Source organism: Kribbella antiqua, assembly GCF_004345665.1.
In the GTDB taxonomy this organism is placed as follows: domain Bacteria; phylum Actinomycetota; class Actinomycetes; order Propionibacteriales; family Kribbellaceae; genus Kribbella; species Kribbella antiqua.
Genome location: NZ_SLWR01000013.1, coordinates 108639 through 130149 on the forward strand (window position 1 = coordinate 108639; position 21511 = coordinate 130149).

Here is a 21511-nt window from a genome sequence, read left to right on the forward strand (position 1 = left end):
TTGGGTCACGAGCACAGTAGTCCCAGGACCTGCGCCGTGCCTGGGTGTCCCGGGCTGGGTGAGTAGCCGGGGTTGACTCGGACGATGGCGATTGCGGGCTTGGTACCGCCGATGATGTTCCCGCTCTTGACCACCTTGGACGTGACCAGTACGGCGGTGTACTGCGGGAGGGCGTTCGATGGTGGCGGGCTGTTGCCCGGCAGGGTGCGCCAGTTGCCGCCACAGGTGGTTCGCCCGGCCGGATCGTTGGAGAAGCCTTTGAAGCTGTTGGGGGCGGTCCCGCCACTGACCGAGTTGGCGAGGTACCACGTGTCGCTCCAGAAGGTCGCCGTTGCTCCGACGGTGGCGTTGCCGTCACCGATGACGAAGTTGCCGCCCGGTGTCCAGGTGAACACCACCACTGACGCGCTCGTTGCTGATGGCAAGTAATATGCGTCGCCGGCGAATGCGGCCGACACCGTTGCCGGTCCACCGGGCTGGTTCACTGATGCGATCGTGCAGCTGGCTGTACCAGCGGCGGTGGTCACTCCGGAGCAGGACTGTGCTCCCGGTCCGGTGCCCAAGGTGAGTTGGACGGTCCGGCCGGCCACCGGCGTCGGGTCGTCCTCGGTGAGGCGAGCCGACAGAGTCGCCGGATCACCGTTGCCGACGAACGCGGGACCTGTGTAGGCCAGCGTGGTCTGCTCCTTGTTGAGGGTGAACGCGACGCCTGGCGAGGTGGTCGCCTCGTACTGTGCCGAGCCTGCGAAGCTCGCTGTCGCGGTATACGGTCCGGGCACCTGCTGCGGGGTGAAGCCACAGGTTGCCACGCCGCTTGCGTTGGTCACGCCAGTGCAGGTGTCGGTGCCGAACCCGATGGTGAGGGTTTGACCCGGCACGGGTGCGGATGTCAGCGCATCCCGCAGCGTGCCGCTGACCGTCAGCGGATCGTGGTATTCGCCCCTGGTCGGTCCGGTGTACGCCGCCACTGTCGCGTGCTTCTGCCAGGTCACTGTCACCGGCGTGGTCTCGCCGGCGTCTTGGACAGTGTCCTCGTCGAGGTCTGCCCAGATGGTCACGGTGTCAGTCCCGGCGGAGCCGTTGGAGTACGAGAACGTCGCCTGGCCGGCCGCGTTCGTCGTACCGGTTCCGGTCGTGTCCGACGGCGTACCACTGCTGGCTACCGTGAAGCGAACCGGGATGAACTGTTCGTTCTCTCCATGCGCACCGGTGACCTTCGCGGTCACGGTGGTGGTCTGTCCCCAGGCCAGCGGATTGGGGCTTGCCGTGCCCGCGACCGTTGTGGGTGGCGAGAAGTCGACCCGAGCGCTCCAGCCGTCGGTGGCCCCGCCGACTCCGGCTCGGCCGTCACCCCACGAGGGGTGTACGACGTTGTCCGGGCCGACGTCGACCGCCAGGTAGTCGCCGAGGAAGCCGGTTGCCTCCGGTGTCGGCTGTGAATTCACCTGTACGGCGGTGAACGTCGGCGTCGCGGCCACTGCGCCGTACGACAGGAAGACGTTGTGGTTGTTCGTCTCGTCGTCGTTGCTGTAGTACGCGACATGGACCCGGCCCTGCGCCACGTCGACCCAGGGCATGAACTGGCCGTCCGGATCCGCCTCCACGTCGACGTCCGAGGGTGCCGTCCAGCCCGCGTTGTCGATCGCGGACGAGATCAGGATGTCGGCGTCGCCGCCGTCGGCGTCGGTGTAGTCCGCCCAGACGACGAAGGCGCGGCCGGTCGCGGCGTCGACGTCGATGCTCGGGAAGGACCGGGTCCGGAAGCCGGTCGCGAGCGCGGGGTTGACGTTGTCCAGGGTCGCGACCTGGACCGGCGCACCGAAGTTCTGCCCGTCGTCCGTCGAGCGCGCGACCCAGACCGACGAGTCGGCGCCGTCGCCGATACCGTTGCAGAAGGTCGTCCAGGCGACGTACAGGTCGCCACTGTTGGCCTCCTGGGCTAGTTCCGCGCCATGGTTGAGGCAGCCGTTCTGCGCCGCATCGGTCGACAGCACCAGCGGTGCCGAGAAGGCGAAGCCGTCGCCCGCCCCGTTGAGATCGCGGGAGAACACGACCTCGTTGTTGTTCGTGCCGCCGAACGGCGTCCAGGCCACGTAGACGTTGTCGTTGTTCGCCCGGTCGACGAGGATGAACTCCTTGTCATTGCAGATGGTGGTGCCGCCGGCCGCGACCACACCGTTGGCGGGATCGGTCCAGTTGGTGCCGTCGTCGGTGGACGAGGTGACGAACAGGGTGCACGGATCTTCGCTGTCGCGGTGGGCCAGCGCCGAGTAGTAGATCCTTCCCCCGGCGCCGAAATCGACCGCCGGGTCGCTCATCAGCAGGGTGTCACCGTCGCCACCGACGTCGGTCACAGTCAGGGTGCCGAAGGGCAGGTTGCCGTTGGTCCAGTTGCGTCCTCCGTCGGTGGAGGTGTACCACTCCTGGCTGTTGCCGCCCCCGCGCTCGTTCGCACCGGCAACCAGATGGTTGGCGTTGTTCGGGTCGACGACGATGTGCAGCTCGCGCTCGTTCGCGGCGAGATTGGCCATCGACACGTCTCGGATGACCGGCGTGGTCACATGGTTGGCAGCCGCCGGCCCGGCGCTCACACCCAGCCAGGTCAGCGGTATCAGGCTGCAGGCGACTGCCGCCCGCAATAGTCGGTGTGTCACAGTTCCCCCCACGTTGGTTGTGTCAACAACTGGTTGATCGCAAGGCCAAGCGGCCGTCGGCTACTTGCGATGGAATCGCCAGCCCGCGCCCGAATCTCCAGCCCCCGGTCTGGTCGCGGAACCACACTTGGTCGTCGCCAGTGCGGTCAGTGATGCGTGGCGTGTGATCGACCTCGCGCGCGTCCCGGTCGCTCAGCTTGACGGTGTCTGTTGAGCCGAACAGCCGGCCATCCGGGAACAGTCGAGCCGCGGCTCCCGGCGGGATTGCGCCATCGGTCGAGATGCGTGCGGAGATACCGGTCGATGCCGATCGAACGGTCCAGCAGGCGAGGTCCACCGCTTCGCTGGTGCCGTTGAAGAGCATCACGTACTGGCCGCCGGGGGACCGGTCCTCAGAAGCGACCTCGACCGCGATGATCCGGACCAGACCGTCGGGGCGAGGTGTGGCCTGACTGGCCGAGGGCTGCGGCGTTGTCGTCGAGGTGCTTGCCGTCGGCAAACTTGGTGCTGACGTGGCAGGCGTCGGCGTCGGGCCGCCTCGGTCGGCACCGTCGTCGCTGCACGCCGGCACCGCGAGCAACGCGCTCGCGGCGAGCAGGCATGCAGCCGTACGTCCCCGTGCAGTCATAGCCGTCCCCCGCCCGGGTGCTGTCGCACGGTTCGCGCGGCCCCCGCACCACGGGCATGAAACCGAAGGTAAGCCCGGGCGCGGGAACACAGCAAGAGCGAACGGCTGCCCTTCTGGGCACATTCGTCCCGCCCAACGCGCGGGCAGGACTTTGGTGCTTCGGGCAATTAAAGATGAAACGATCGCGGATGTGTACGGATGGCGGCGCGCACTCGGAGTGCTAGACGAGAAATCGATTGCCGGGAGAGATTGGTCTCTGAGGTCTTGTCATTGGTGCTGTGCGGGCGTTGTGTCGGAGCTGATCTCATTGCTCGGGGGCATTGATCTCAGGAGGGTCCATGCGCCGTACTCGCGGCATGGTCCTGGCTGCGGTCGCGTGCCTGGCCCTGACCGGGACCGGGCTCGCCGCGGCACAGCCGGGTGCAGACACGGAGGTCACCGTCGGCAGTCCGTCGACGCCCTTCTCGCAGAACAAGCAGAACGAGCCTGGTCTCGCGGTCGACGCCCACCAGCCGTCGCTGCTTGCCTCCGGCGCCAACGACAACATCGACCTGGAGGCCTGTGCTGCCGGTGACCCGGCGACCTGCCCGTTCACCCCGGGCGTAGGCGTTTCGGGTATCACGTTCTCGACGAACGGTGGCCAGAGCTGGGTCCAACCGACGTACACGGGCTGGAGTGCGCGTCATTGTCTTGGCCCGGCGGCGTGTGTGCCGAGGGTCGGGCCGATCGGGACGTTGCCGAACTACTTCGAGAACGGCATGGTGTCGAACGGTGACCCGGAGCTCGCGTTCGGTCCACGGCGTGGTGCGAACGGTGTCTTCTCTTGGGCGAACGGATCCCGGTTGTACTACGGCAACATCGCGACGCCGTTCCCCGGTAACCCGGGCTTCCCGGGTGCAGGTGCCATCGCAGTCTCCCATCTGGACGCCACTGGACCGGGCAACCGGCTCGCCGGAGCGCTTGCCGGTGACAACAGTGCCTGGTCGGCACCGGTGATCGTGTCGAAGCAGAACTCGGCGCTGTTCTCCGACAAGGAACAGCTGTGGGCGGACAACGCGGAGTCCAGCGACTTCTTCGGCAACGTGTACGCCTGCAACGTCGGCTTCCGCGGTGTGGGTTCGGGAGCACCCGAGCCGGTCCTATTCGCGGCGTCCAGTGACGGCGGACTGACGTGGCGGACCAAGCAGTTGTCGCCGGCAACGAACAACGCCCAGACGGGTGGCCGGCAAGGCTGTACGATCCGGACCGACAGCACCGGGACCGTGTATGTCGTCTGGGTCGGCACCGACATCAGGACCCGGCAGGGCGTGTTCTTCCAGGCCCGTTCCTTCAACGGTGGCGCGAACTTCGAGCGGCCGCGCGCGATCGCGATCGTGACGAACATCGGGCAGCTCGACCCGGTACAGGGCCGGTTCACCATCGACGGCGTGGCAGGAGCGCGGACGAGCACGTTCCCGAGCATGGACATCGCCAACGGCGCGCCGACCGGAACCGACGCGACCGACGAGATCGTGGTCACCTGGTCCGACGACTCGGCCGGCACGAACGACGAACGCGCGTACGTCATCCACTCGACGAACGGGGGCGACAGCTACACCGGCCGGACGGTGGCGAGTGAGGGTGGGGACCGGGCGAACCAGCCCGCGATCGCGATCTCGCCCGATGGAGCCGACGTGTACCTGACCTACAACGCGTTCCTGGATCTCTGGCGGACGACGACCGCGGATCCGCGGCGGATGCTCGGCGTGGTCCGGCACGCGAACTCCTCGACCGGCCCCTTCACGACGCTGCACCGCGGAGCCATCGGCGACGCCCGCGCGTCCAGTGCGAACGGCCTGACCAGTGAGTTCCTGGGCGACTACAACTACGCGGTGGCGACCGATGCCGCCGGTGTGGCCGTCTGGAACGACACCCGGGACGCCGCGGTCTGCCCGGCGATCAACGCCTACCGGCAGTCGCTCGTCGACGGTACGCCGATCGCCGCACCCGCGCCGGGCACGGCCTGTCCGCCAACCTTCGGCAACACCGACATCTGGGGAATCGCAGCAGCCGACCCAACGGCTGACTGACCAGCACTCGTCTCCGGAACGCCCGCACGGGCGTTCCGGAGACCGCGTCGCGCAGTGATTCCGGCGGAATTACGCAGCGTGATCCGTCAGCTTCCTTCGACCACTGGATAGATCTCGTCCGCGACGAGACCGTGCGCCTCCCGGTGAACTGTGATCGCCGACTCGGCGTCGGGTGCCTCAACGAGGCAGAACACCTTGCCGTCCTTCTCGTCCGCCCAGTAGCGCAGGTACTTTACGCCGTACTCGTCCTGCGTCTTCAGGTCGGCAAGGTGGGCGTCGGCGACGTCCTTGACCGTCGCGCCCTCGGGCAGACTCCGGTGCACGTCCATGAACAGTGCCATGGCACTTCTCCTCCCCAATCTCTGAGCCGGACTGGTCCAGCTCACGCTGTGTCATGATCAGTGTCATGGCCGACCAGGGTCCGTACCATGACCGTTCCGCCGCTCTCGCTGACCGAGAAGCCACGCTCTCGCACGCTCTGTCGAGGCTTCACCTCGAGGGCGCGGTCTTTCTTCGCGGCGAGTACACCGAGCCCTGGGCCTACGAGTCGCTTCCGCCCCAGGATGCGGTGGCGGTGCTGGCCCCGGATGCCCGCCGGGTGATCCTGTTCCATGTCGTGGCGACGGGCCGGGCGTGGATCGAGACTGTCGAGGGCGAACGGCACTGGGCCTCGGCGGGCGATGTCATCGTCCTGCCGTACGGCGACAGCCACCGCATGGGCGGCACCGAGCCGGCCGTATGCGTCGCCGTGTCCGCCCTGATCGACCCGCCACCGTGGGAGCGGATGCCGGTCATCCATCACGGCGCGGGCGGTGCGGAAACGCACCTGGTCTGCGGTTACCTCGCCTGCGACGATCCGCTGTTCGACCCACGGATGCGTGCACTGCCAAGCGTGTTCGTAGTCCGCCCGGATGGTGCGGCGCGGCTCTGGGTGCGCGCGAGCATCGACTACGCGGTGCAGCAGACCGCGCTGACTCGCCCGGATCACTTCGAGGCTCCGACGCGCATCCCGGAACTGCTGCTGGCAGAGGTACTGCGACTCCACCTCGCGGACTCGCCGGCCGGGGAAACCGGCTGGCTGCGGGCGTTGCGCGACCCGGTGCTGTCGCCGGCGCTCGCCGCCATGCACGCCTCACCAGAACGGAAGTGGACCCTCCTGGACCTCGCCCGGGCCGCGGGTGTCTCCATCTCGCTCCTCGACGAGCGGTTCCGCTCGGTCCTGGGCCTGGCGCCCATCCGCTACCTCACCGGCTGGCGCATGCACCTCGCGACCGATCTGCTGCGGTCGAGCGATCTTGGCGTCGCGGCAGTGGCACGGCGGGTCGGCTACGAGTCCGAGGAGGCGTTCAGCCGCGCGTTCAAGCGCGAGACAGGCGAGGCGCCGAGCATCTGGCGCACCGCGCGCTTCAGCCGCGCCCCCAGTTGATCGCAAGGAAGTCGGTGAGGGCTCGGGCCAGGTTTGCGGGGGCCTGCTCGGCGATGTGGTGGGTGGACTTGATGCCGTGCCCTTCGACCTTGCGGCACCAGGGGCGCCAGACTTCCACCGGATCTCCGTAGATCTGTTCCAGATCGTCGTCGGTCGACCACAGGACCAGGGTCGGGCACTCGATCCGGCGGCCGGCTGCGCGGTCTGCGGCGTCGTTGCCACGATCGATCCCGAGGCCGGCCCGATAGTCCTCGAGCATCCCGTGCACCGTGGCAGGATCGCGGATCGCCGCCAGGAAGTCGGCGTGGTTCTCCGGGCCGAGGACCTGCGGCGCGTTCGTGGTCCAGGCGCCGTACCAGGTCTCCGGATCGGCGCAGATCACCCGCTCGGCCGGCTTTTCCGCTTGTGCGAAGAACCACCAATGCCACCACGCGGCGGCGAACTCGGCTCCGCATCGCTCCAACGCCTCGATCACCGGTACGCCGTCCATCACCACCAGCGCGGACACATTCTCCGGATGATCCAGAGCAGTCCGATAGGCGACGTGGGATCCGCGATCGTGCCCGGCGACGGCGAACCGCCGATGCCCTAAGAGGTCCATCAGGCCGACGATGTCGCCGGCCAGCGCACGTTTCGAGTACGGCGTATGGTCCGGATCCGTGAGCGGCTTCGCTGACCCGCCGTACCCGCGCAGATCCGGGCACACGACGGTGAACCCCGCGTCCACCAACCGCGGGGCGACGTCGTACCAGGTGGTGTGCGTGCGTGGATGACCGTGCAGCAACACAACCGGCGGACCCGAACCACCGTGCCGCACGCGCACGCGCATGCCCGCGACGTCGACCTCTTCCAGCAGGAACCCTTCGAACATCTTCCCGCTGTACCCAGTGCGTATTCCCGGCGCGTGGATGGTTTGGTCAGCTGCCGGCCGTCTCTTCTTCCGTTAGGCGGCGGGCCAGCAGCTCCTTGCCCTGGTCGCCTGCCTTGCGGTTGCTCTGCTGGATCTTGCGGAACCACTTGGCCAGTTCGTCGTCACCGGCCGCTTTGGCGTCCGCGATGTAGGTGTCCATCTGCCAGGTCCAGTGCAATGATGCCTGCAGCACGGTCACCAGGTTGTAGTTCTTGTCCTTGACTGTTCGCTCGGGCTCCGGTGCCATCACGCCTCCTCCGTCGCTTCGACCGTTGCGTACCCCGGGTACCCTCTCGTCGGCCGGTTCATGTCGAGTCGCGTCCCACAGTGAAGCGTTGTTGGTAGAGCGCCTTGGCTTGGTTCAGGGCCCTCGTCGTGATGCGCGCCAAGGGCCGGACCTGTACCACCAGCGGTTCGTGGTCGGGGCCGTATCCGGCGATCTCGCCGGTGAGGAGCCAGGGGTAGCGACCTTCCTGCTCACCGAGTTCGGCGTACTTGCAGACTCGCCGGGCGATCCACTCCTCGGCTGGGCGCGGCCACCATGGTTCGGGCTCGACGGTGGTCGCGGAAAGGCCTGGAAGTTCGACACCGGCTTCATAGTCGCGGCTCGGTCCGCTGTCGGCGTCCGCCTGGGGCCCTTTGGAGTACCTCAGCAGTACGCCGGTGTGGTTCTGGACGAAGCGGACCAGTTGATGCAGGTCGTCCAGGGGCGGCGGTTCGGAGAGATCCGCATCGCCCGCGAACAGTCGACCGCCGGCACTGCTGTCACTCATGCGCGCCCAGTACCCAGACAGCACGCCTTGAGGGCTACTCCGCGAGCTCGACGAGTAGGCCGTAGTGGTCGCTCGGGGTTGCGTCGGGCTGGTCGAAGATTCGGGTGCAGGTGAGGATCGGCAGGGTCGGGCGTCCGTGGTCGCCGCAGCGGACCAGCACGTGGTCGATGCCGCGGAACGGCCATTCTCCGTCCACGAAATGCGGGTTCTCCGGGACGTAGGTCTCCAGCCGCTCGTCTCGATGCGTCGCCTCCCAGGCGTTTCGGTAGCAGACGCTCAGGTCGTCGATCACGTGCCGGCCTGTCCAGAAGCGGAGGCTGTCCGCTGATTCCTCCGCGTCCAGGTCGCCGGCCACGACGGCGTGACCGGGGAACGTGGCGACCAGTTCCTCGAGTTGCCGTGCGACGAGCGCAGTCTGCAGGCACCGCTCGCGCTCGTGGTCGACCTGGTAGTCCGGGAAGTGGTTCGCGACCCAGATCCGTCCGAACGGTGCGAGGATCTCCGTGACAAGCGCCGTACAGGCGAAGTCGCCGGTTCGCTCTGACACGTTGAGGTCGAGCTCCAGTACCTGTCCGATCGGCCATCGGCTCGCTGTGGTGATGCCTTGGCCGTCGTACTCGCGTTCGGAGGAATGCGCGAGGTGATAGCGCGGGCCGAGCATGGCCGTCACCTGGTCGACGTCGTCGGTGAGGATCGTTTCCTGCAGCGTCAGTACGTCGGCCTCCAGCAGTTGGAAGCCCTTCTGGAAAACGGGCAGGCGAGCATCCCAATCGCCACGCGTGCCCCAGACATTGAGTGTTGCCAGCCGCATGGAACTCTTGCCTATGCCTTGACTACGCGGAGGGTTTTCACGGTGGGGTCGGCCGCGTCGGGGATGGGCATGGTGGCTTCGGTGCCGGAGCGGAGGTAGTCGATGACGCCGGCGGAGATGCATTCGCCGGGCAGGATGGCCGGGATGCCCGGCGGATAGGGCGTGACCTGCTCGGCGGCGATCCGGCCGATTGACTCGTCGACCGGTACGACGTCGTGCGCGGCGAAGAACGCCTCGCGTGGCGACATCACCTGCTCCAGTTCGAGATCACGCGGCTCCGGCAGTACGACGCTCTGCGGCGACGGCAGCGAGGTCCGGGTCAGATCGGCGAGCGCCGACACCAGCCGATCGGCGCGCTCCTGGTCGTCGGCGAAGCTGAACTGCGCCAGGATCCGGCGGTGGTCCGACAGCCCGACATTGATCGCCGGCTCCTGGCGCAGCCAGTCGGCCGCCTGATAACCGGAGATCCCGGCGTCGAGGGTGTCGATCATGATCTGCAGCCGGTCCAGATCGTGTGACGCCTCCTTCGCCACCAGCCGGTCCTCGAACACCCGCAGACCCGGCAGGCTGTCGATCTCACGACGGGTCGCGTGCGCCAGCTTCAATGCCGAACCGAGCAGCTCGTGACCGTGCAGCACCATTTGCCGCCGCCACCCGTCCATGGCGGCGTACAGCAGCACGTTCGGGCTGGTCGTGGACAGCAGGTCGGCGCTTTCCTTGAGCCGGACCGGGTCGATCAGATCGCCCTGCAGGTGGAAGACGGAGCCTTGCTCGAAGCCGGCGCCCATCTTGTGGACCGACACCACGCAGACGTCCGCGCCGGCGTCCATCGCCCAGGTCGGCAGCTCGTCGTGGAACGGCAGATGCGCACCCCACGCCTCGTCCACGATCAGCGGCTTCCCATGCCGATGGCAGATCTCCGCGATTGTCTTCAGGTCACTGCAGGTCCCGTACGGCGACGGACTGGTGACCAAGGCACCGACGGCGTCCGGGTTGTTGCTGAAGGCATCTTCAAATGCTGCCGGGCTCGGCGGATGGGCCAGGTGCAGCTCCCGGTCCCACCTCGGCCGCACCCAGACCGGCTGGATCCCGGTCAGCACCAGACCGGCGATCACCGACTTGTGCGCGTCCCGGCCGACGAGCATGGTCTCGCCCGGTGCGGCGACCGCCATCATCGCGCTCTTCACCGACAACGAACTGCCGCAGGTCGAGAAGAACGCATGCTCGGCACCGACCGCGTCGGCCATCAGCTCCTGCGCCCGGGCGAGGACCTTCTTGCCGGACTGCCGGTCGTCGAGTCCACCAGTGGCGAGCACGTCCGACCGGAACACCTCCGCGCCGAGCACCCGCCGTACCGCATCGTCCACACCTCGGCCCTGTTTGTGGCCGGGCGGGGAGTAGTTCGCGTAATCGCGCTCGTGATACTCCGCCAACGCCTCCAGCACCGGGCTCTCGTTGTGGTCCATGCCGGGCAGGTACCCGAGGCAACGATCCTCAGTCACGCATCGGTGTTCGGCCTGGGGTACCGGACGAGAGCACAGCGTATCCCCGCGGACGTGCACGAAGCCGAGCATCGATTGGAGCACTGCCGATGTCGATCTGGGAGCGGTTCAAGCGCTGGCGCCTTGCCCACACGGTCAACGAAGCGGACGCGCCGGCGGACACCAGTACTGCGATGACGCGAGCCGAAGGCGGCGACCCACGAGGAGGTACGCCGACCACCACCGGCACCGGCACCAGCGGCGAATTCGTCGGACGGGTCGCAGGTGACGACCCCGACACCGGCCCGTCCGGCGCGGAGGCACGACGAAAACCCAACGAGAGCAACCCAGACGACACCCGCTGACCCTCGTCGCTTCCGGAGCCGACGGCGTCACTCCCGAGCTTGGCCGGCGCCGGGTTCGGGGTGCGGTCAGCTGGCGTAGCGTTGTCTGTGCTGGCGGTAGGAGTTGTGTTCCGCGGTGGTGCCGTCGGGGTTGGTGATGATGTGGTCGACGCCGTACCAGGAGGCCACGATTGCTCCTTGGCTGATTTGGCGTTCCCTCCCGCCGCCGGCGGCGAACGGTTCGGTGCTGTGGCGCCAGCGGGTCTTCCAGACGCCGTTCTCGCAGTAGGTCTCGACGTCGTCAATGGATGCCATGGTTGCTCCCTGTCGGGCGACGCGGACCTCTGGTCGACCCGTTGGTAGTCTGCGTCGGCGGTTGCCAGCGGACTGGTCCTACGCGGATCGCCGGCTCGACCCGAGGCGTCGTCGAGGTCCGCCGAGCCGCATGGACGCGCGGTGGAGGTGAGCTGGTGGCCGGCCTGGTTCGGGTGCGGTCGTAGGCGGCGCGGCGGATGGGGTCGCGGAGGGTGGCGTAGGCGGTGAGGATCTGCTGCAGGCGCTGGTCGGCGTCAGCGTCGGCGTCAGCGTCTGAGTCTGCTGGTGTGCGGGTGTCGGGATGGAGTTGGCGGACGAGGCCGCGGAAGGCGTGGTCGAGGTCGTCGTCCGAGGCGGCGACGGTCACCCCGAGGATCGCGTATGGATCGGTCATCGCGCTCATCTCCGTCGCGGAGTGGACCGGGGTGATGCGGCGGCCCGCTGCGGAGCTGTCGTCCTGGGAAGGACAGGCGGCGGGAATGGGACGTCACCGCCGAGTCGAGGGTGTGACGGGCGGGCGGCCGCATCACCGGGTCAGGATTCGTCGATTGTCGGAGCTGCTCACCTCCTCCCGGCAGGGAAGGTGGGTCAGTTGCCCTCAGCGCCGCGGAGGGCCGCGCTCGCGGCGCTGAGGGCTTCGCGTCGGCGCGAGACCGAGTCGGAGGCGGGGCCGGCCCGGCCACCTGGATGGTGGCCGAGGGGCCCATCCGCCTTCAGGTGGGCAGGGCTTGTCCAGGGGCGGCTCGTACGGCGATTCCCAGCAGGCGGCGATCAAGGCGTCGAACTCGGCGCGCAGCAGGTCGTCGTCGCCGAGGGCAAGGTCGAGGAAGGCCTCGGCCTCGTCGAGTACCTGCTGGCTGGTCATCGTCATCGATCTCACCCCATCGACAACAGGCCCTATCGGGAAGCGTTCGAGTCGGTCAGGCGTCGATCTGCTTGCGGTCGCTGTCCGCGGCCGAGATCGCGATCTTGCGCGGTTTGGCCTGCTCGGCGATCGGGATCCTGAGCGTCAGTACGCCGGTCTCGTAGCTGGCCTCGATGCGATCGGCGTCCAGGGTGTCGCCCAGGAAGAGTTGCCGGGAGAACACCCCGAGCGGACGCTCGGCGACCTGCATCTCCACGCCTTCACCGAGCTCGAGCGGTCTGCGTTCGGCCTTCACCGTGAGTACGTTGCGTTCCACGTCCAGCTCGATCGCGTCCGGCGAGATGCCGGGCAGGTCGAACGAAACGACGTACTGATCACCCTGCCGGTAGGCGTCCATCGGCATCGCGGTGGGTCGTGACCACGTGCCCGGCGACTGGCTTCCGAAGAACTGCTGGGTCAGCCGGTCGAATTCCCGGAATGGGTCGGTGCGCATCAACATCGTCCCTACACCTCCTCAGTCGTCAACTCATAGGTGGTGTCAATACGCACATCCCTTATAACATGTCAACGGAACGATGACAAGACTCAATGTCATCCAAGCGCTGACAAGATGGAAAGGGGAGACCCGGGCGGGTTCCGGCTGCGGTCAGCTCTTCTTTGCTGATGCCTTTCCGCCCTTGCGGCCGGCCTTCTTCTTCTGGGCCGTTGTGCCGCCCTGCTTGCTGTCGCCGCCCTTGCCGCTCTGTTTGCCGCCGCGCTCGCTCGACTTCGGCGCGTTGGCGATCTTGGCGGCGCGCTCCTTGGACATCCCTTTGTCCTTGAGGGCTTCGTACTGCTTCTCGTTCTTGACGTTTGCCGACTTACCGGGCATCGGTACCTCCTGGACCAATCGGCCGTTGCCCACACCATCGTGGTGGCGAGGACTCGATCAGTTCGGCCGGTACCCAGCCTCGGCCCAGACATCACCTCGGTGGTCAGTGCGGCAGGCGGCGGGTGTCGATCAGTCGCTGGGCGACGTCGCGCAGTTTCGTGTTGGTGTCCTGGGAATAGCGCTTCAGGATTGCGAACGCCTGGTCGCCGTTGACGTCGTACCGCTCCATCAGGATGCCCATCGCCTGCCCGACCAGCTTTCGGGCGTCCACAGCCCGGGCGAGCGTTTCCTGGTCCCGGGCCGTGGCGACCGCGACCGAGGCGTGCCGGGCCAGGATGTGCGCGACAGCCTCGTCGTCCTGGCTGAATGCGTCCGGTTCGACGCTGTACAACCCAAGTACGCCGACTGTGCCGGTTGCGGTTGTCAGCGGTACGTCGAGGACGCTGCGAACTCCGAGCGAACGCACCTTGGCGGCCCAGTCAGGCCAACGCGTCTCGGTCTCCGTGTCACGGACGAGGAGCGTGGTGTGCTCGCGCATCGACTGCACCAGTGGGCCGTTGCCGCCGGCCATCTGCCATTGATAGATCTCTACCACGACTGGATCGGTGGCGGCCGGCACCTCGGGCCGTCCGCCGCGGGTGGCCAGTGCCACGCCCGCATGCGAACAGTTGAGCGCCTGCAGCGCGAACTGTACGACCGCTTCCACGGTCTCCTCGACACCCCCGGATTCGTGCAGTTCCGCCGCCAACCGGGCAAATACGTCCGCCACTCCGTCCACGGACGAACCGAGCACAGGAAAGGCATAGCCGTCGACCGGCGCCTTCTGACCATCCTCCATGCCGCCCATTTTCCCCCGCGCGACCGCAAGACACACTGCCGACCCACCATGCCCGTCGAAGCGCGTCGGCGAAGTAATTGCTGGGGACAACTGAGTTCGCGCGTCAGTGGGAACACAACGTGACGATTGCTTCGCGCTGAGCGCCCATGCCCGCTGCCTGGCCGAGACCCGGCTTTCGAGCTTGGCTGCACTCGACCTGGTCGAGGCGTGCTCAGCGCGAAGCGCTTCGTCAGCGCAGTGAGCGGAATGCAGCTCGCACTTCAGCGGCGAAGAGGTCGGGCTCCTCCCAGGCGGCGAAGTGGCCGCCCTTGTCGACCTCGTTGAAGTAGCCGAGGCCCGGGTAGACCGTCTCGACCCAGCTGCGCGGGGCGGCCCAGATCTCGCCGGGGAACGTCGTGAAGCCGACGGGAACCGTGACCGGCGGGGGAGTATGGCCGGCCGCTCCGTGCAGGAACTGTCCGAACTCCCAGTACCACCGGGCGGCCGAGGCGCCGGTGCCCGTCAGCCAGTACAGCGCGATGTTGTCGACAACGCTCTCCCGGGTGAGATGGCCGACGGGCGCGCCGTCGACGAAAGCACGGGAGATCTTGTAGTAGCTGTCGGTGTCGTGGTCGAGCATCCAGGCCGCCAGCCCGATGGGTGAATCCAGCAGGGAGTAGCCGATCGTCTGCGGCCGGGTGGATTGCTCCAGGAAGTAGCCGAAGCCTTCGTTCGTGAACGTCTTCAGCGCGGCGTGCGCCGCGCGTTCCTGCTCGGATTCGGCGGGCAGGAGATCGACGATGCCCAACGCCGTCGCGAGCAGGTTGACGTGGATGCCGACCAGCCCGTCGGGACCTTGGCGGCCCATCGCGTCGGTGACCGCGGCACCGACATCGCCTCCCTGGGCCACGTAGCGCGGGTAGCCGAGGCGATCCATCAGCTTCGCCCAGGCTTGTGCGATTGGGCCGTTCTCCCAGCCGAGCTCGCTCGGCTCGCCGGAGAAGCCGTACCCGGGCAAGGACGGCAGTACCAGGTGGAACGCGTCCTCAGGGTTGCCGCCATGAGCGGTCGGGTCGGTGAGGGGGCCGATGGTGCCGAGCAGCTCGAGGACTGAGCCTGGCCAGCCGTGGGTCATGATCAGTGGCAACGCGTTCTCATGCCGCGACCTGACGTGGATGAAGTGGATCTCTACTCCGTCGATCTCGGTCTTGAACTGCGGCAGCGCGTTCAGTCTCGCCTCACACTTGCGCCAGTCGTATTCGCTCGTCCAGTAGCGGGCGAGTTCCTGCAGCGTCGCCAGCTGCACGCCCTGCGAACGGTCTTTGACGAGCTCCTTGGTCGGCCAGCGCGTCGCCGCGACACGCCGGCGCATGTCGTCGATCTGCTCCTGCGGAATCTCGATCTGAAACGACTGAATGTCGGTCGTGGTGTCGAGGGTGGTGCTCATGACGCCTCCTGGGCTGATGCGGTTGGTGACGCCACCGAGCCTGCTCTGGTCCTCGGTACGGCGCGCCCGTGGAAAGCACTGGTCTGCTCCCGGGTCTGCACGGTGCGCCAGGGGCAGGGCCAGGGTGCCTCCCTGGTTCGCCGCGAGGGTGCCAACGGCGATCGTGCTCTTACCGTCGATCGAGAGTGGGACACGATGAACGCCACGAGTACAACTCCTGCAGTGCTGGATGCATCGACCGCTGACGACAAGCCGAGGGGTTCGGCCTTGCCGATCGCGTTGTTCTCGATCCCGCTGGGCCTTGCCGGGCTGGGCGGTGCGTGGCAGGCCGCGGCCCAGTTGCTGGGCGCGTCCGCGGCGCCTGCCGATCTGGCGTACGCGGCCTCCGCCGTCGTTTGGGCGACGTTCACCGGCATCTATGTGGTGCGCGCGATCCGCCACGATTCGGGCAGGTTCAAGGTGGACCTGCGCCATCCGTTGTTCGGCCCGCTCACTGCTTACATCCCGGTGATCGCGATCCTGCTGGTGGCGCACTACGCGGCCGGCCTCGGCGAGGCCGCACGGTGGCTGACCTACGTCGCTGTTTCCGCGCTGGCGATCAATGCCGCCGCGCTGGTGGCGCACTGGCTGCGCGCACCGTCGGACGAGGAGGCCGTGCATCCGGGCTACTTCCTCCCGGTGGTCGCGGGTCCGTTCATCGCCGGCATCGGACTGGCCGCCGTGGGCGACCGTACGGCGGCGATCGGGGTTTTCGGCATCGGCCTGTACTTCTGGATGCTTCTGGGAGCCGTCATCACCAGTCGCCTGTTCTTCCGCACGCCGATGCCGCAGCCCTTCACGCCGGTCCTGTCGATCCTCCTCTCGCCACCCGGAACAGCCAGCCTGGCGTGGTTCGCGATCAGGTACGGCGAGATCGACCAGCTGCAAGCCGCTGTCGGCGGAATCACCCTGTTCACCCTGCTGATCCAGCTCTTCTTCGTCTCCGATTACCTGCGCCTGCCGTTCACCTCCCAGCACTGGGTCTTCACCTTCCCGCTCGCGGTGCTGGGCAACATCGGGGTCCGCTGGTCCGCCGGCCTCGGCTTCGACGGCTGGGAAATTGTCGCCTGGGTGATCCTGACGATCTCGACGGCCGCGATCCTGGCCATCCTCGGCGGCACCGTTCGCGACTTCATTCGGGCCCTTGCCGGCCGGCGGACCAGCGCAGGTAGCCACGAGCGCCACTGACGGCCGTCGCAGCCGAGTCGCGGGGGTTTACCCGGTGGCCTTCAGATACGGGGCCAGGAAGGTGTCCAGGACCTCGAGCATCTGTGCGGGCGCTTGCTCGGCGACCCAGTGGCCGGCGCCGGCGATGACCGCGGTCTGCACATCGCTCGCCGCGGGCTTGATTCCCCCGGCAGCTGCGGGACCCCAGCTGTTTTCCCCACCGATTCCGAGAACCGGAATCGTCAGCTTTGTCATCTGCCGCTCCCCGTTCTGCGCCAGGATGGCGTCCCAGGCTCGGTAGAGACCGAAGCTGGCTCGCAGGGCGTCTCGGTCTCGGTTGTACAGACTGACGTAGTACTCGATGGCGTACTCCGGCAGCGTCGTCCCACCGCCCTGAATGGCGAACTCGTAGCGGTAGTAGGCGTTGGCGTTGCTTCTGACCATGTCGACGATCAGCTCGTCGTTGACCCGGTTGAACGGGATGTGCCAGAGCCTGTTGTTGAGGAACTCGGGGAGGAACAGGGGTGGCGGGTCGTGTTCGGGGTCCACCACTCCGGGTGGTCCGGGGATCTCGGCGACGACCAGGCGGTCGACGCGGGCGCGGTGGTCGGCGGCCAGCGCGTAGCTGATGATGTAGCCGGTGTCGTGGCCGACGGCGGCGAACCGGTGGTGGCCGAGTTCGGTCATGAGAGCGGCCAGGTCGTCGGCGAGGGTGGCCGCGTCGTACCCGTCCCGGGGCTTCTCGGTCAGGCCGATACCGCGGTGGAGACCGAGCCGATACCGTCCACCACCCGCTTCGGCGCTGCGGAGGCGGTGGATGTCGCCAGCCCGCCGAGCAACGACGCGCCGGTGGCCGCCGCAGTGACGACGAATCCTCGTCGGGAGAACGGGCGCCGGGGCGACAGATCGGTGTGCGGATCTGTTGGAGAGGTGCTCATGGAGGGACTCCTTCGAGAAGGGACAGCTTGTCTGTCGTGCTCATCGAGACTCGTCGTCGCTGCCGTTTCGGCGCGCCCGTGAGCCGCCCTGGTCCTCTCACTGGTTGACCACAGCACCCGTGGCGGGACCAGGGTCTGTGCCGGGCGCGAGCTGTCCCTCGAACGATCCACGATGGACAAGCCAGCACAGCCGGAAACTCAAGGGAGCTGACGATGCGCGTCTTCGTCGCAGGAGGAACAGGCGTTGTCGGCCGGCCGCTCGTCGAGGCGCTGGTCGACCACGGCCACCAGGTCACAGTCAGCACCCGTCGGCGGGAGAGCTTTCCTGTCGTGGCGGGCCTCGGGGCGCGGCCGGTCGTGATGAACGGGCTCGACGAGGCAGAGGTAGGCCAAGCGATCATCGAGGCCCGACCGCAGGTGATCATCAACCAGATGACTGCGCTCTCGGTGCCGTCTCGCGACTATGGCACCTGGCTGGTTTTGACCAACCGGCTCCGGCGCGAGGGCACGAAGACGCTGATGAAGGCGGCCCGTGAGGCCGGCACCCTGCGGGTCGTCGCGCAGAGCGCCAGCTTCATGACCCGGCCCGGCTCGGGGCTGACGGACGAGTCGGCGCCGCCGTACCTGGACGGTCCGGGGCCGATCGGAACTCACGTCGAAGCGAATATCGTGGCCGAGAATCTGGTGCTGAACACACCTGGCATCGAAGGCGTCGTCCTGCGGTACGGATTCCAGTACGGCGAGGGCACCGCGATCGGACCTGGTGGCGACATCGTCACGGCGATCAAGGCGGGCGAGTTGCCGATCGTCGGCGACGGCGCCGGACACTACCCGTTCGTTCAGGTCCGTGACGCGGCGATGGTCACGCTGGAGGCCGTCGACCGCGGCCGCCCTGGGGTCTACAACATCGTGGACGACGAGCCCGCTCCGCAGGCCGAGTGGCTGCCGTACTTGGCCCAGCTCCTGGATGCGCCGCCGCCGCGACGTATCTCGGAGGAGGAGGCCGAGCAGCAGATCGGCGTACAGGCCGTGTACTACGGCAATCACCTCCCGCCGGCCGGCAACGCGAAGGCAAAGGCCGAGCTGGGGTTTGCTCCGGAGTACCCGTCCTGGCGGGACGGCTTCCGGAAGCTTTTCGGCTGAGCTACCGATCAGCGTGTTTGGCCGGTTCCGGCAGGGACTGGCGTAGGTCTCTGCGGGTTTGGACGCCGAGCTTGGTGTAGACCTTGCGCAGGTGCCACTCCACCGTCCGGGCGCTGAGGAAGAGCGCGTCTCCGATCTCGGAGTTGGTGAGACCTTCCACCGCGAGCCGGGCGATGTGAGCCTCCTGCGTGGTGAGATTCCCGGTTGATTCGACCGTTCGCCGGCGAACAGTCTCGCCCGTCGCGGCGAGTTCCTGGCGTGCACGCTCGGCGAATCCGCCAAGACCCATGGCGCTGAACGTCTCGAACGCGAGGCGCAACTGAGTGCGTGCGTCCCCGCGACGGTTCTCACGGCGCAGCCATTCGCCGTACCGGAGCTGAGCCCGGGCGCGCTCGACCTGAAGCGTCGTACGCGCGAGCCTGTCGGCTTCTTCTCGATAGCAGTCTTCCGCGGCGCGGCCCGAGTGCAGCAGAGCTCTCCGGCCGGCCTCGACTCCCAATGCCGCGTCGGTGCCGCTGGCTTGGGTGAACGACGAGAGCTGTTCGAACGCCAGGGTTGCCGCCGCGGTGTTCTCGCTACGTACGCCGGCTTCGACGGCTTCGGCGAGGGCCCACTTCGGAGGACCGAGTTCGAGTGGTGACGCGGCGGCCAACCTGGCAGCGGTCAACGCTTCCGCTGGTCGGCCGAGGCCATTCAACATGACAGCCTGGAACCAGCCGATCATGTTCAGGCCCACCCCTTCGCCGCGCGCGGTGACGTCGTCGAGCAGCTTGTGGAAGCGCGGTTCCGCCCGTGCTGCGTCGCCGCGGATGGCGCTGAGGCAGACCTCGCCGTACGGCATCATCGTGTTCTGCCCTCCGGTCACCTCGGCGACCCAGGCGCATTCGGCGACCAAGGCCTCCGCCTCGGCCAGGTCGCCGCTGTAAAGGTCGTAGATGACGCGGCTGGTGATCGCGACCGGCAGTACGCTCAACGCGCCGATCTCGCGAATCGCGGACAGGTGCCGGCGGGTCAGGATGTCCCAGTTGTCGTCGTCGAACAGATCTGTCGCCGCGCAGGCCGCGAGCCAGGCGAAGCGCACGGACTCGTCCAGACTGAGTTCGTCGGATCCGAACGCGCGTACGGTGCCGAGCAGGCCGGGCGCCGCAGCCGCGTAGCCATCGGTGTAGAGCACCCCGATCTGTTGCAGCAGTACATCGGACTTGCCGGCCGCTGCCGGAAGTTTGATCTCGCGCATGGCTTCGGCGACCTGACGCATCCCGATGCCGAACCCCGACGCGAGCCGGCCGGCGAACATGGCCGCGGCGAAGGCGTCGAGATAGGTCTCTCGTGCGAGCTTCGGATCGAGCGGCTCGAGTCGGGCGGCGGCAGCGAGGAGCAGCGGGAGCCCTTTGTTTCCGCCTTCGGAGTAGTGAGAGATCTGCGCCTGCAACAGGTCAACCCGTGCGCTCTGTGTCTCGTCGAGCGGCCCGGCCTGTGCCTCGGCGAGCAAGGACAGAGCATCGTCGAAAACACCCGCCGTCGCCTTTGCCTGCGCGGCTGCCAGCGATCGCCGAGCTCGGTGATCGGGCTCAGGTGTGAGCGTCGCAGCAGCTTCGAGGAATGCTGCAGCTGCCGTGAGCCCACCGCGGCCGAGCGCACGGTCCGCGGACTGCTCGAGTGCGGTCGCGACTGACTCGTCGGGGCCGGTGGCTGCGCGGGAGCGATGCCAGGCCTGCCGGTCCGGGTCCCCGACGGGATCGGTGACCTCGGCCAGCGCCTGGTGGACTGTACGCCGTTGCTCCGGAAGAGCTGCTCGGTAAACGGCCGACCGTACGAGCGGGTGCCTGAACTCGACGCGGTGACGCAGTTCGAGCGTGCCCGTCGATTCGGCCGCCGCGATCGCCTCTTCGCCGATCCCGAGTTGTTGTCCAGCACGACGTACCAGGTCGACATCTCCCACCGGGTCGGCGGCCGAGAGGACCAGTAGTTGCCGGGCCTGGTCCGGCAGAGACTCCAGCTTCCGGAGAAACCCCTCCTCCAGGCGGCCGGCCAGACTGGTGCCAGGGCTGTTGTCCTGCCGGTCGCCGGAAACCAACTCGCGCGGGAGCTCGAGCAGCGCGAGCGGGTTGCCGTGGGTCTCCGCCACCAGGCGGTCGCGGACCTCGCCGTCGAGCCGGACGGCCAGCACGGAATCCAGCAGCTCGGCGGAATCGCGGTTGTTCAGTCCGCGCACCGCCATCTGCGGCAATGCGGTCAGCGTTGGCTGGTCATCCGTCGTACGAACAGCGAAAACCATCGCAATGGGCTCCGCGTGCAGCCGGCGGGCGACGAACTCCAGCGTTTGCGCGGATGCCTGGTCGAGCCACTGGGCGTCGTCGATGACGCAGAGCAGCGGCTGCTCCTCGGCCGCTGAGCTCAGCAGGTTGAGCACGCCCAGTCCGACGACGAACCGGTCCGGCGGGGCGCCTGACGCCAAGCCGAACGTGGTGTCGAGGGCCGTCCGCTGCGGAAGCGGCAACCGATCCAGCCGGTCAAGAAAGGGAACACACAGTTGGTGCAGGCTCGCGAAGGCGAGCTCCATCTCCGACTCGACACCGGCTGCCCGGCTCACGCCGTACCCGTCGGCGTTGTCCAGCAGGTACTGCAAGAGGGCCGTCTTGCCGATTCCGGCGTCGCCGCACAGAACGAGGGCCTGGCTTTGTTCGTTGCGGGCGGCATTGAGCAGCGAGATCAGCGATTCGCACTCGGACCGGCGTCCGCGGAGGCCCGGCCACCCTGAGCTGACAGTCATGACCACCCCATCGTCCTGGTCCGAGTAGCAGATTTCGGCT

The 21511-nt window shown here is 67.6% G+C and carries 23 protein-coding genes; 5 read left to right on the plus strand and 18 right to left on the minus strand.

What is annotated here, in order from left to right:
* Positions 1–5: 5 nt before the first annotated feature.
* Together EV646_RS32280 and EV646_RS32285 are read right to left on the minus strand one after the other, a co-directional pair.
* Complete coding sequence (locus EV646_RS32280; RefSeq protein WP_132155385.1) at positions 6–2654, minus strand: sialidase family protein; 2649 nt, start codon at positions 2652–2654, stop codon at positions 6–8.
* 22 nt (positions 2655–2676) lie between these two features.
* Positions 2677–3282 carry a lamin tail domain-containing protein gene (locus EV646_RS32285; protein WP_132155387.1) on the minus strand — a complete coding sequence of 202 codons (606 nt, stop codon included), beginning with the start codon at positions 3280–3282 and terminating at the stop codon, positions 2677–2679.
* Positions 3283–3620: 338 nt separating this feature from the next.
* Between EV646_RS32285 and EV646_RS32290 the strand changes: the two genes are divergently transcribed.
* Positions 3621–5351: a hypothetical protein gene (locus EV646_RS32290; RefSeq protein WP_132155388.1), complete on the plus strand. Its 1731-nt coding sequence runs from the start codon at positions 3621–3623 to the stop codon at positions 5349–5351.
* Between the two features lie 86 nt (positions 5352–5437).
* On the opposite strand, the gene EV646_RS32295 is transcribed toward EV646_RS32290, so the two are convergent.
* Positions 5438–5692 carry a DUF4242 domain-containing protein gene (locus EV646_RS32295; RefSeq protein WP_132155390.1) on the minus strand — a complete coding sequence of 85 codons (255 nt, stop codon included), beginning with the start codon at positions 5690–5692 and terminating at the stop codon, positions 5438–5440.
* Positions 5693–5757: 65 nt separating this feature from the next.
* Between EV646_RS32295 and EV646_RS32300 the strand changes: the two genes are divergently transcribed.
* Positions 5758–6777: an AraC family transcriptional regulator gene (locus EV646_RS32300; RefSeq protein WP_132155391.1), complete on the plus strand. Its 1020-nt coding sequence runs from the start codon at positions 5758–5760 to the stop codon at positions 6775–6777.
* Here EV646_RS32300 and EV646_RS32305 read toward each other — a convergent pair.
* Genes EV646_RS32305 through EV646_RS32325 form a run of 5 tightly spaced genes read right to left on the minus strand, consistent with a single transcriptional unit; the run spans position 6758 to position 10773 of the window.
* Positions 6758–7648 (minus strand): alpha/beta fold hydrolase, encoded by an 891-nt coding sequence (locus tag EV646_RS32305; RefSeq protein WP_132155392.1) that lies wholly within the window; start codon positions 7646–7648, stop codon positions 6758–6760. The genes EV646_RS32300 and EV646_RS32305 overlap by 20 nt on opposite strands.
* A gap of 46 nt (positions 7649–7694) precedes the next feature.
* Positions 7695–7934, minus strand: coding sequence for a hypothetical protein (locus EV646_RS32310; RefSeq protein ID WP_132155393.1), 240 nt, complete (start codon positions 7932–7934; stop codon positions 7695–7697).
* 58 nt (positions 7935–7992) lie between these two features.
* On the minus strand, positions 7993–8460 hold the full coding sequence (locus EV646_RS32315) for a DUF6098 family protein (RefSeq protein WP_132155394.1): 468 nt from the start codon (positions 8458–8460) through the stop codon (positions 7993–7995).
* Between the two features lie 34 nt (positions 8461–8494).
* Positions 8495–9271, minus strand: a complete 777-nt coding sequence (locus EV646_RS32320) for an endonuclease/exonuclease/phosphatase family protein (RefSeq protein ID WP_132155395.1) — start codon at positions 9269–9271, stop codon at positions 8495–8497.
* Positions 9272–9282: 11 nt separating this feature from the next.
* A complete protein-coding gene (locus EV646_RS32325; protein ID WP_206752053.1) occupies positions 9283–10773 on the minus strand; it encodes an aminotransferase class I/II-fold pyridoxal phosphate-dependent enzyme in 1491 nt (496 codons plus the stop codon).
* A gap of 89 nt (positions 10774–10862) precedes the next feature.
* Between EV646_RS32325 and EV646_RS32330 the strand changes: the two genes are divergently transcribed.
* Complete coding sequence (locus EV646_RS32330; protein ID WP_132155396.1) at positions 10863–11117, plus strand: hypothetical protein; 255 nt, start codon at positions 10863–10865, stop codon at positions 11115–11117.
* A gap of 66 nt (positions 11118–11183) precedes the next feature.
* On the opposite strand, the gene EV646_RS32335 is transcribed toward EV646_RS32330, so the two are convergent.
* The 7 genes from EV646_RS32335 to EV646_RS32365 form a co-directional block, all read right to left on the minus strand.
* Positions 11184–11411, minus strand: a complete 228-nt coding sequence (locus EV646_RS32335; protein WP_132155397.1) for a hypothetical protein — start codon at positions 11409–11411, stop codon at positions 11184–11186.
* A complete protein-coding gene (locus EV646_RS32340) occupies positions 11398–11805 on the minus strand; it encodes a J domain-containing protein (RefSeq protein WP_132155398.1) in 408 nt (135 codons plus the stop codon). The genes EV646_RS32335 and EV646_RS32340 overlap by 14 nt, the downstream gene beginning before the upstream one ends.
* Before the next feature lie 204 nt (positions 11806–12009).
* On the minus strand, positions 12010–12282 hold the full coding sequence (locus EV646_RS32345; protein WP_132155399.1) for a hypothetical protein: 273 nt from the start codon (positions 12280–12282) through the stop codon (positions 12010–12012).
* A 49-nt stretch (positions 12283–12331) separates the two neighbouring features.
* On the minus strand, positions 12332–12769 hold the full coding sequence (locus EV646_RS32350; RefSeq protein ID WP_338419303.1) for an Hsp20/alpha crystallin family protein: 438 nt from the start codon (positions 12767–12769) through the stop codon (positions 12332–12334).
* Positions 12770–12922: 153 nt separating this feature from the next.
* Positions 12923–13147, minus strand: coding sequence for a DUF7218 family protein (locus tag EV646_RS32355; protein ID WP_132155401.1), 225 nt, complete (start codon positions 13145–13147; stop codon positions 12923–12925).
* Positions 13148–13250: 103 nt separating this feature from the next.
* Positions 13251–13985 carry an ANTAR domain-containing protein gene (locus tag EV646_RS32360; RefSeq protein ID WP_132155403.1) on the minus strand — a complete coding sequence of 245 codons (735 nt, stop codon included), beginning with the start codon at positions 13983–13985 and terminating at the stop codon, positions 13251–13253.
* Between the two features lie 229 nt (positions 13986–14214).
* On the minus strand, positions 14215–15411 hold the full coding sequence (locus EV646_RS32365; RefSeq protein WP_132155405.1) for an epoxide hydrolase family protein: 1197 nt from the start codon (positions 15409–15411) through the stop codon (positions 14215–14217).
* Between the two features lie 195 nt (positions 15412–15606).
* Between EV646_RS32365 and EV646_RS32370 the strand changes: the two genes are divergently transcribed.
* Positions 15607–16638: an SLAC1 family transporter gene (locus EV646_RS32370; protein ID WP_132155407.1), complete on the plus strand. Its 1032-nt coding sequence runs from the start codon at positions 15607–15609 to the stop codon at positions 16636–16638.
* A gap of 27 nt (positions 16639–16665) precedes the next feature.
* On the opposite strand, the gene EV646_RS32375 is transcribed toward EV646_RS32370, so the two are convergent.
* Together EV646_RS32375 and EV646_RS40405 are read right to left on the minus strand one after the other, a co-directional pair.
* Positions 16666–17436, minus strand: a complete 771-nt coding sequence (locus EV646_RS32375; RefSeq protein WP_338419304.1) for an alpha/beta fold hydrolase — start codon at positions 17434–17436, stop codon at positions 16666–16668.
* Entirely contained in the window at positions 17364–17555 is a 192-nt protein-coding gene (locus tag EV646_RS40405) for a twin-arginine translocation signal domain-containing protein (protein ID WP_241996466.1), read from the minus strand. The genes EV646_RS32375 and EV646_RS40405 overlap by 73 nt, the downstream gene beginning before the upstream one ends.
* Before the next feature lie 213 nt (positions 17556–17768).
* On the opposite strand from EV646_RS40405, the gene EV646_RS32380 reads away from it, so the two are divergent.
* Positions 17769–18698, plus strand: coding sequence for an NAD-dependent epimerase/dehydratase family protein (locus EV646_RS32380; RefSeq protein ID WP_132155411.1), 930 nt, complete (start codon positions 17769–17771; stop codon positions 18696–18698).
* A gap of 1 nt (position 18699) precedes the next feature.
* On the opposite strand, the gene EV646_RS32385 is transcribed toward EV646_RS32380, so the two are convergent.
* Positions 18700–21471, minus strand: a complete 2772-nt coding sequence (locus EV646_RS32385) for an ATP-binding protein (protein ID WP_132155413.1) — start codon at positions 21469–21471, stop codon at positions 18700–18702.
* Between the last annotated feature and the right edge of the window lie 40 nt (positions 21472–21511).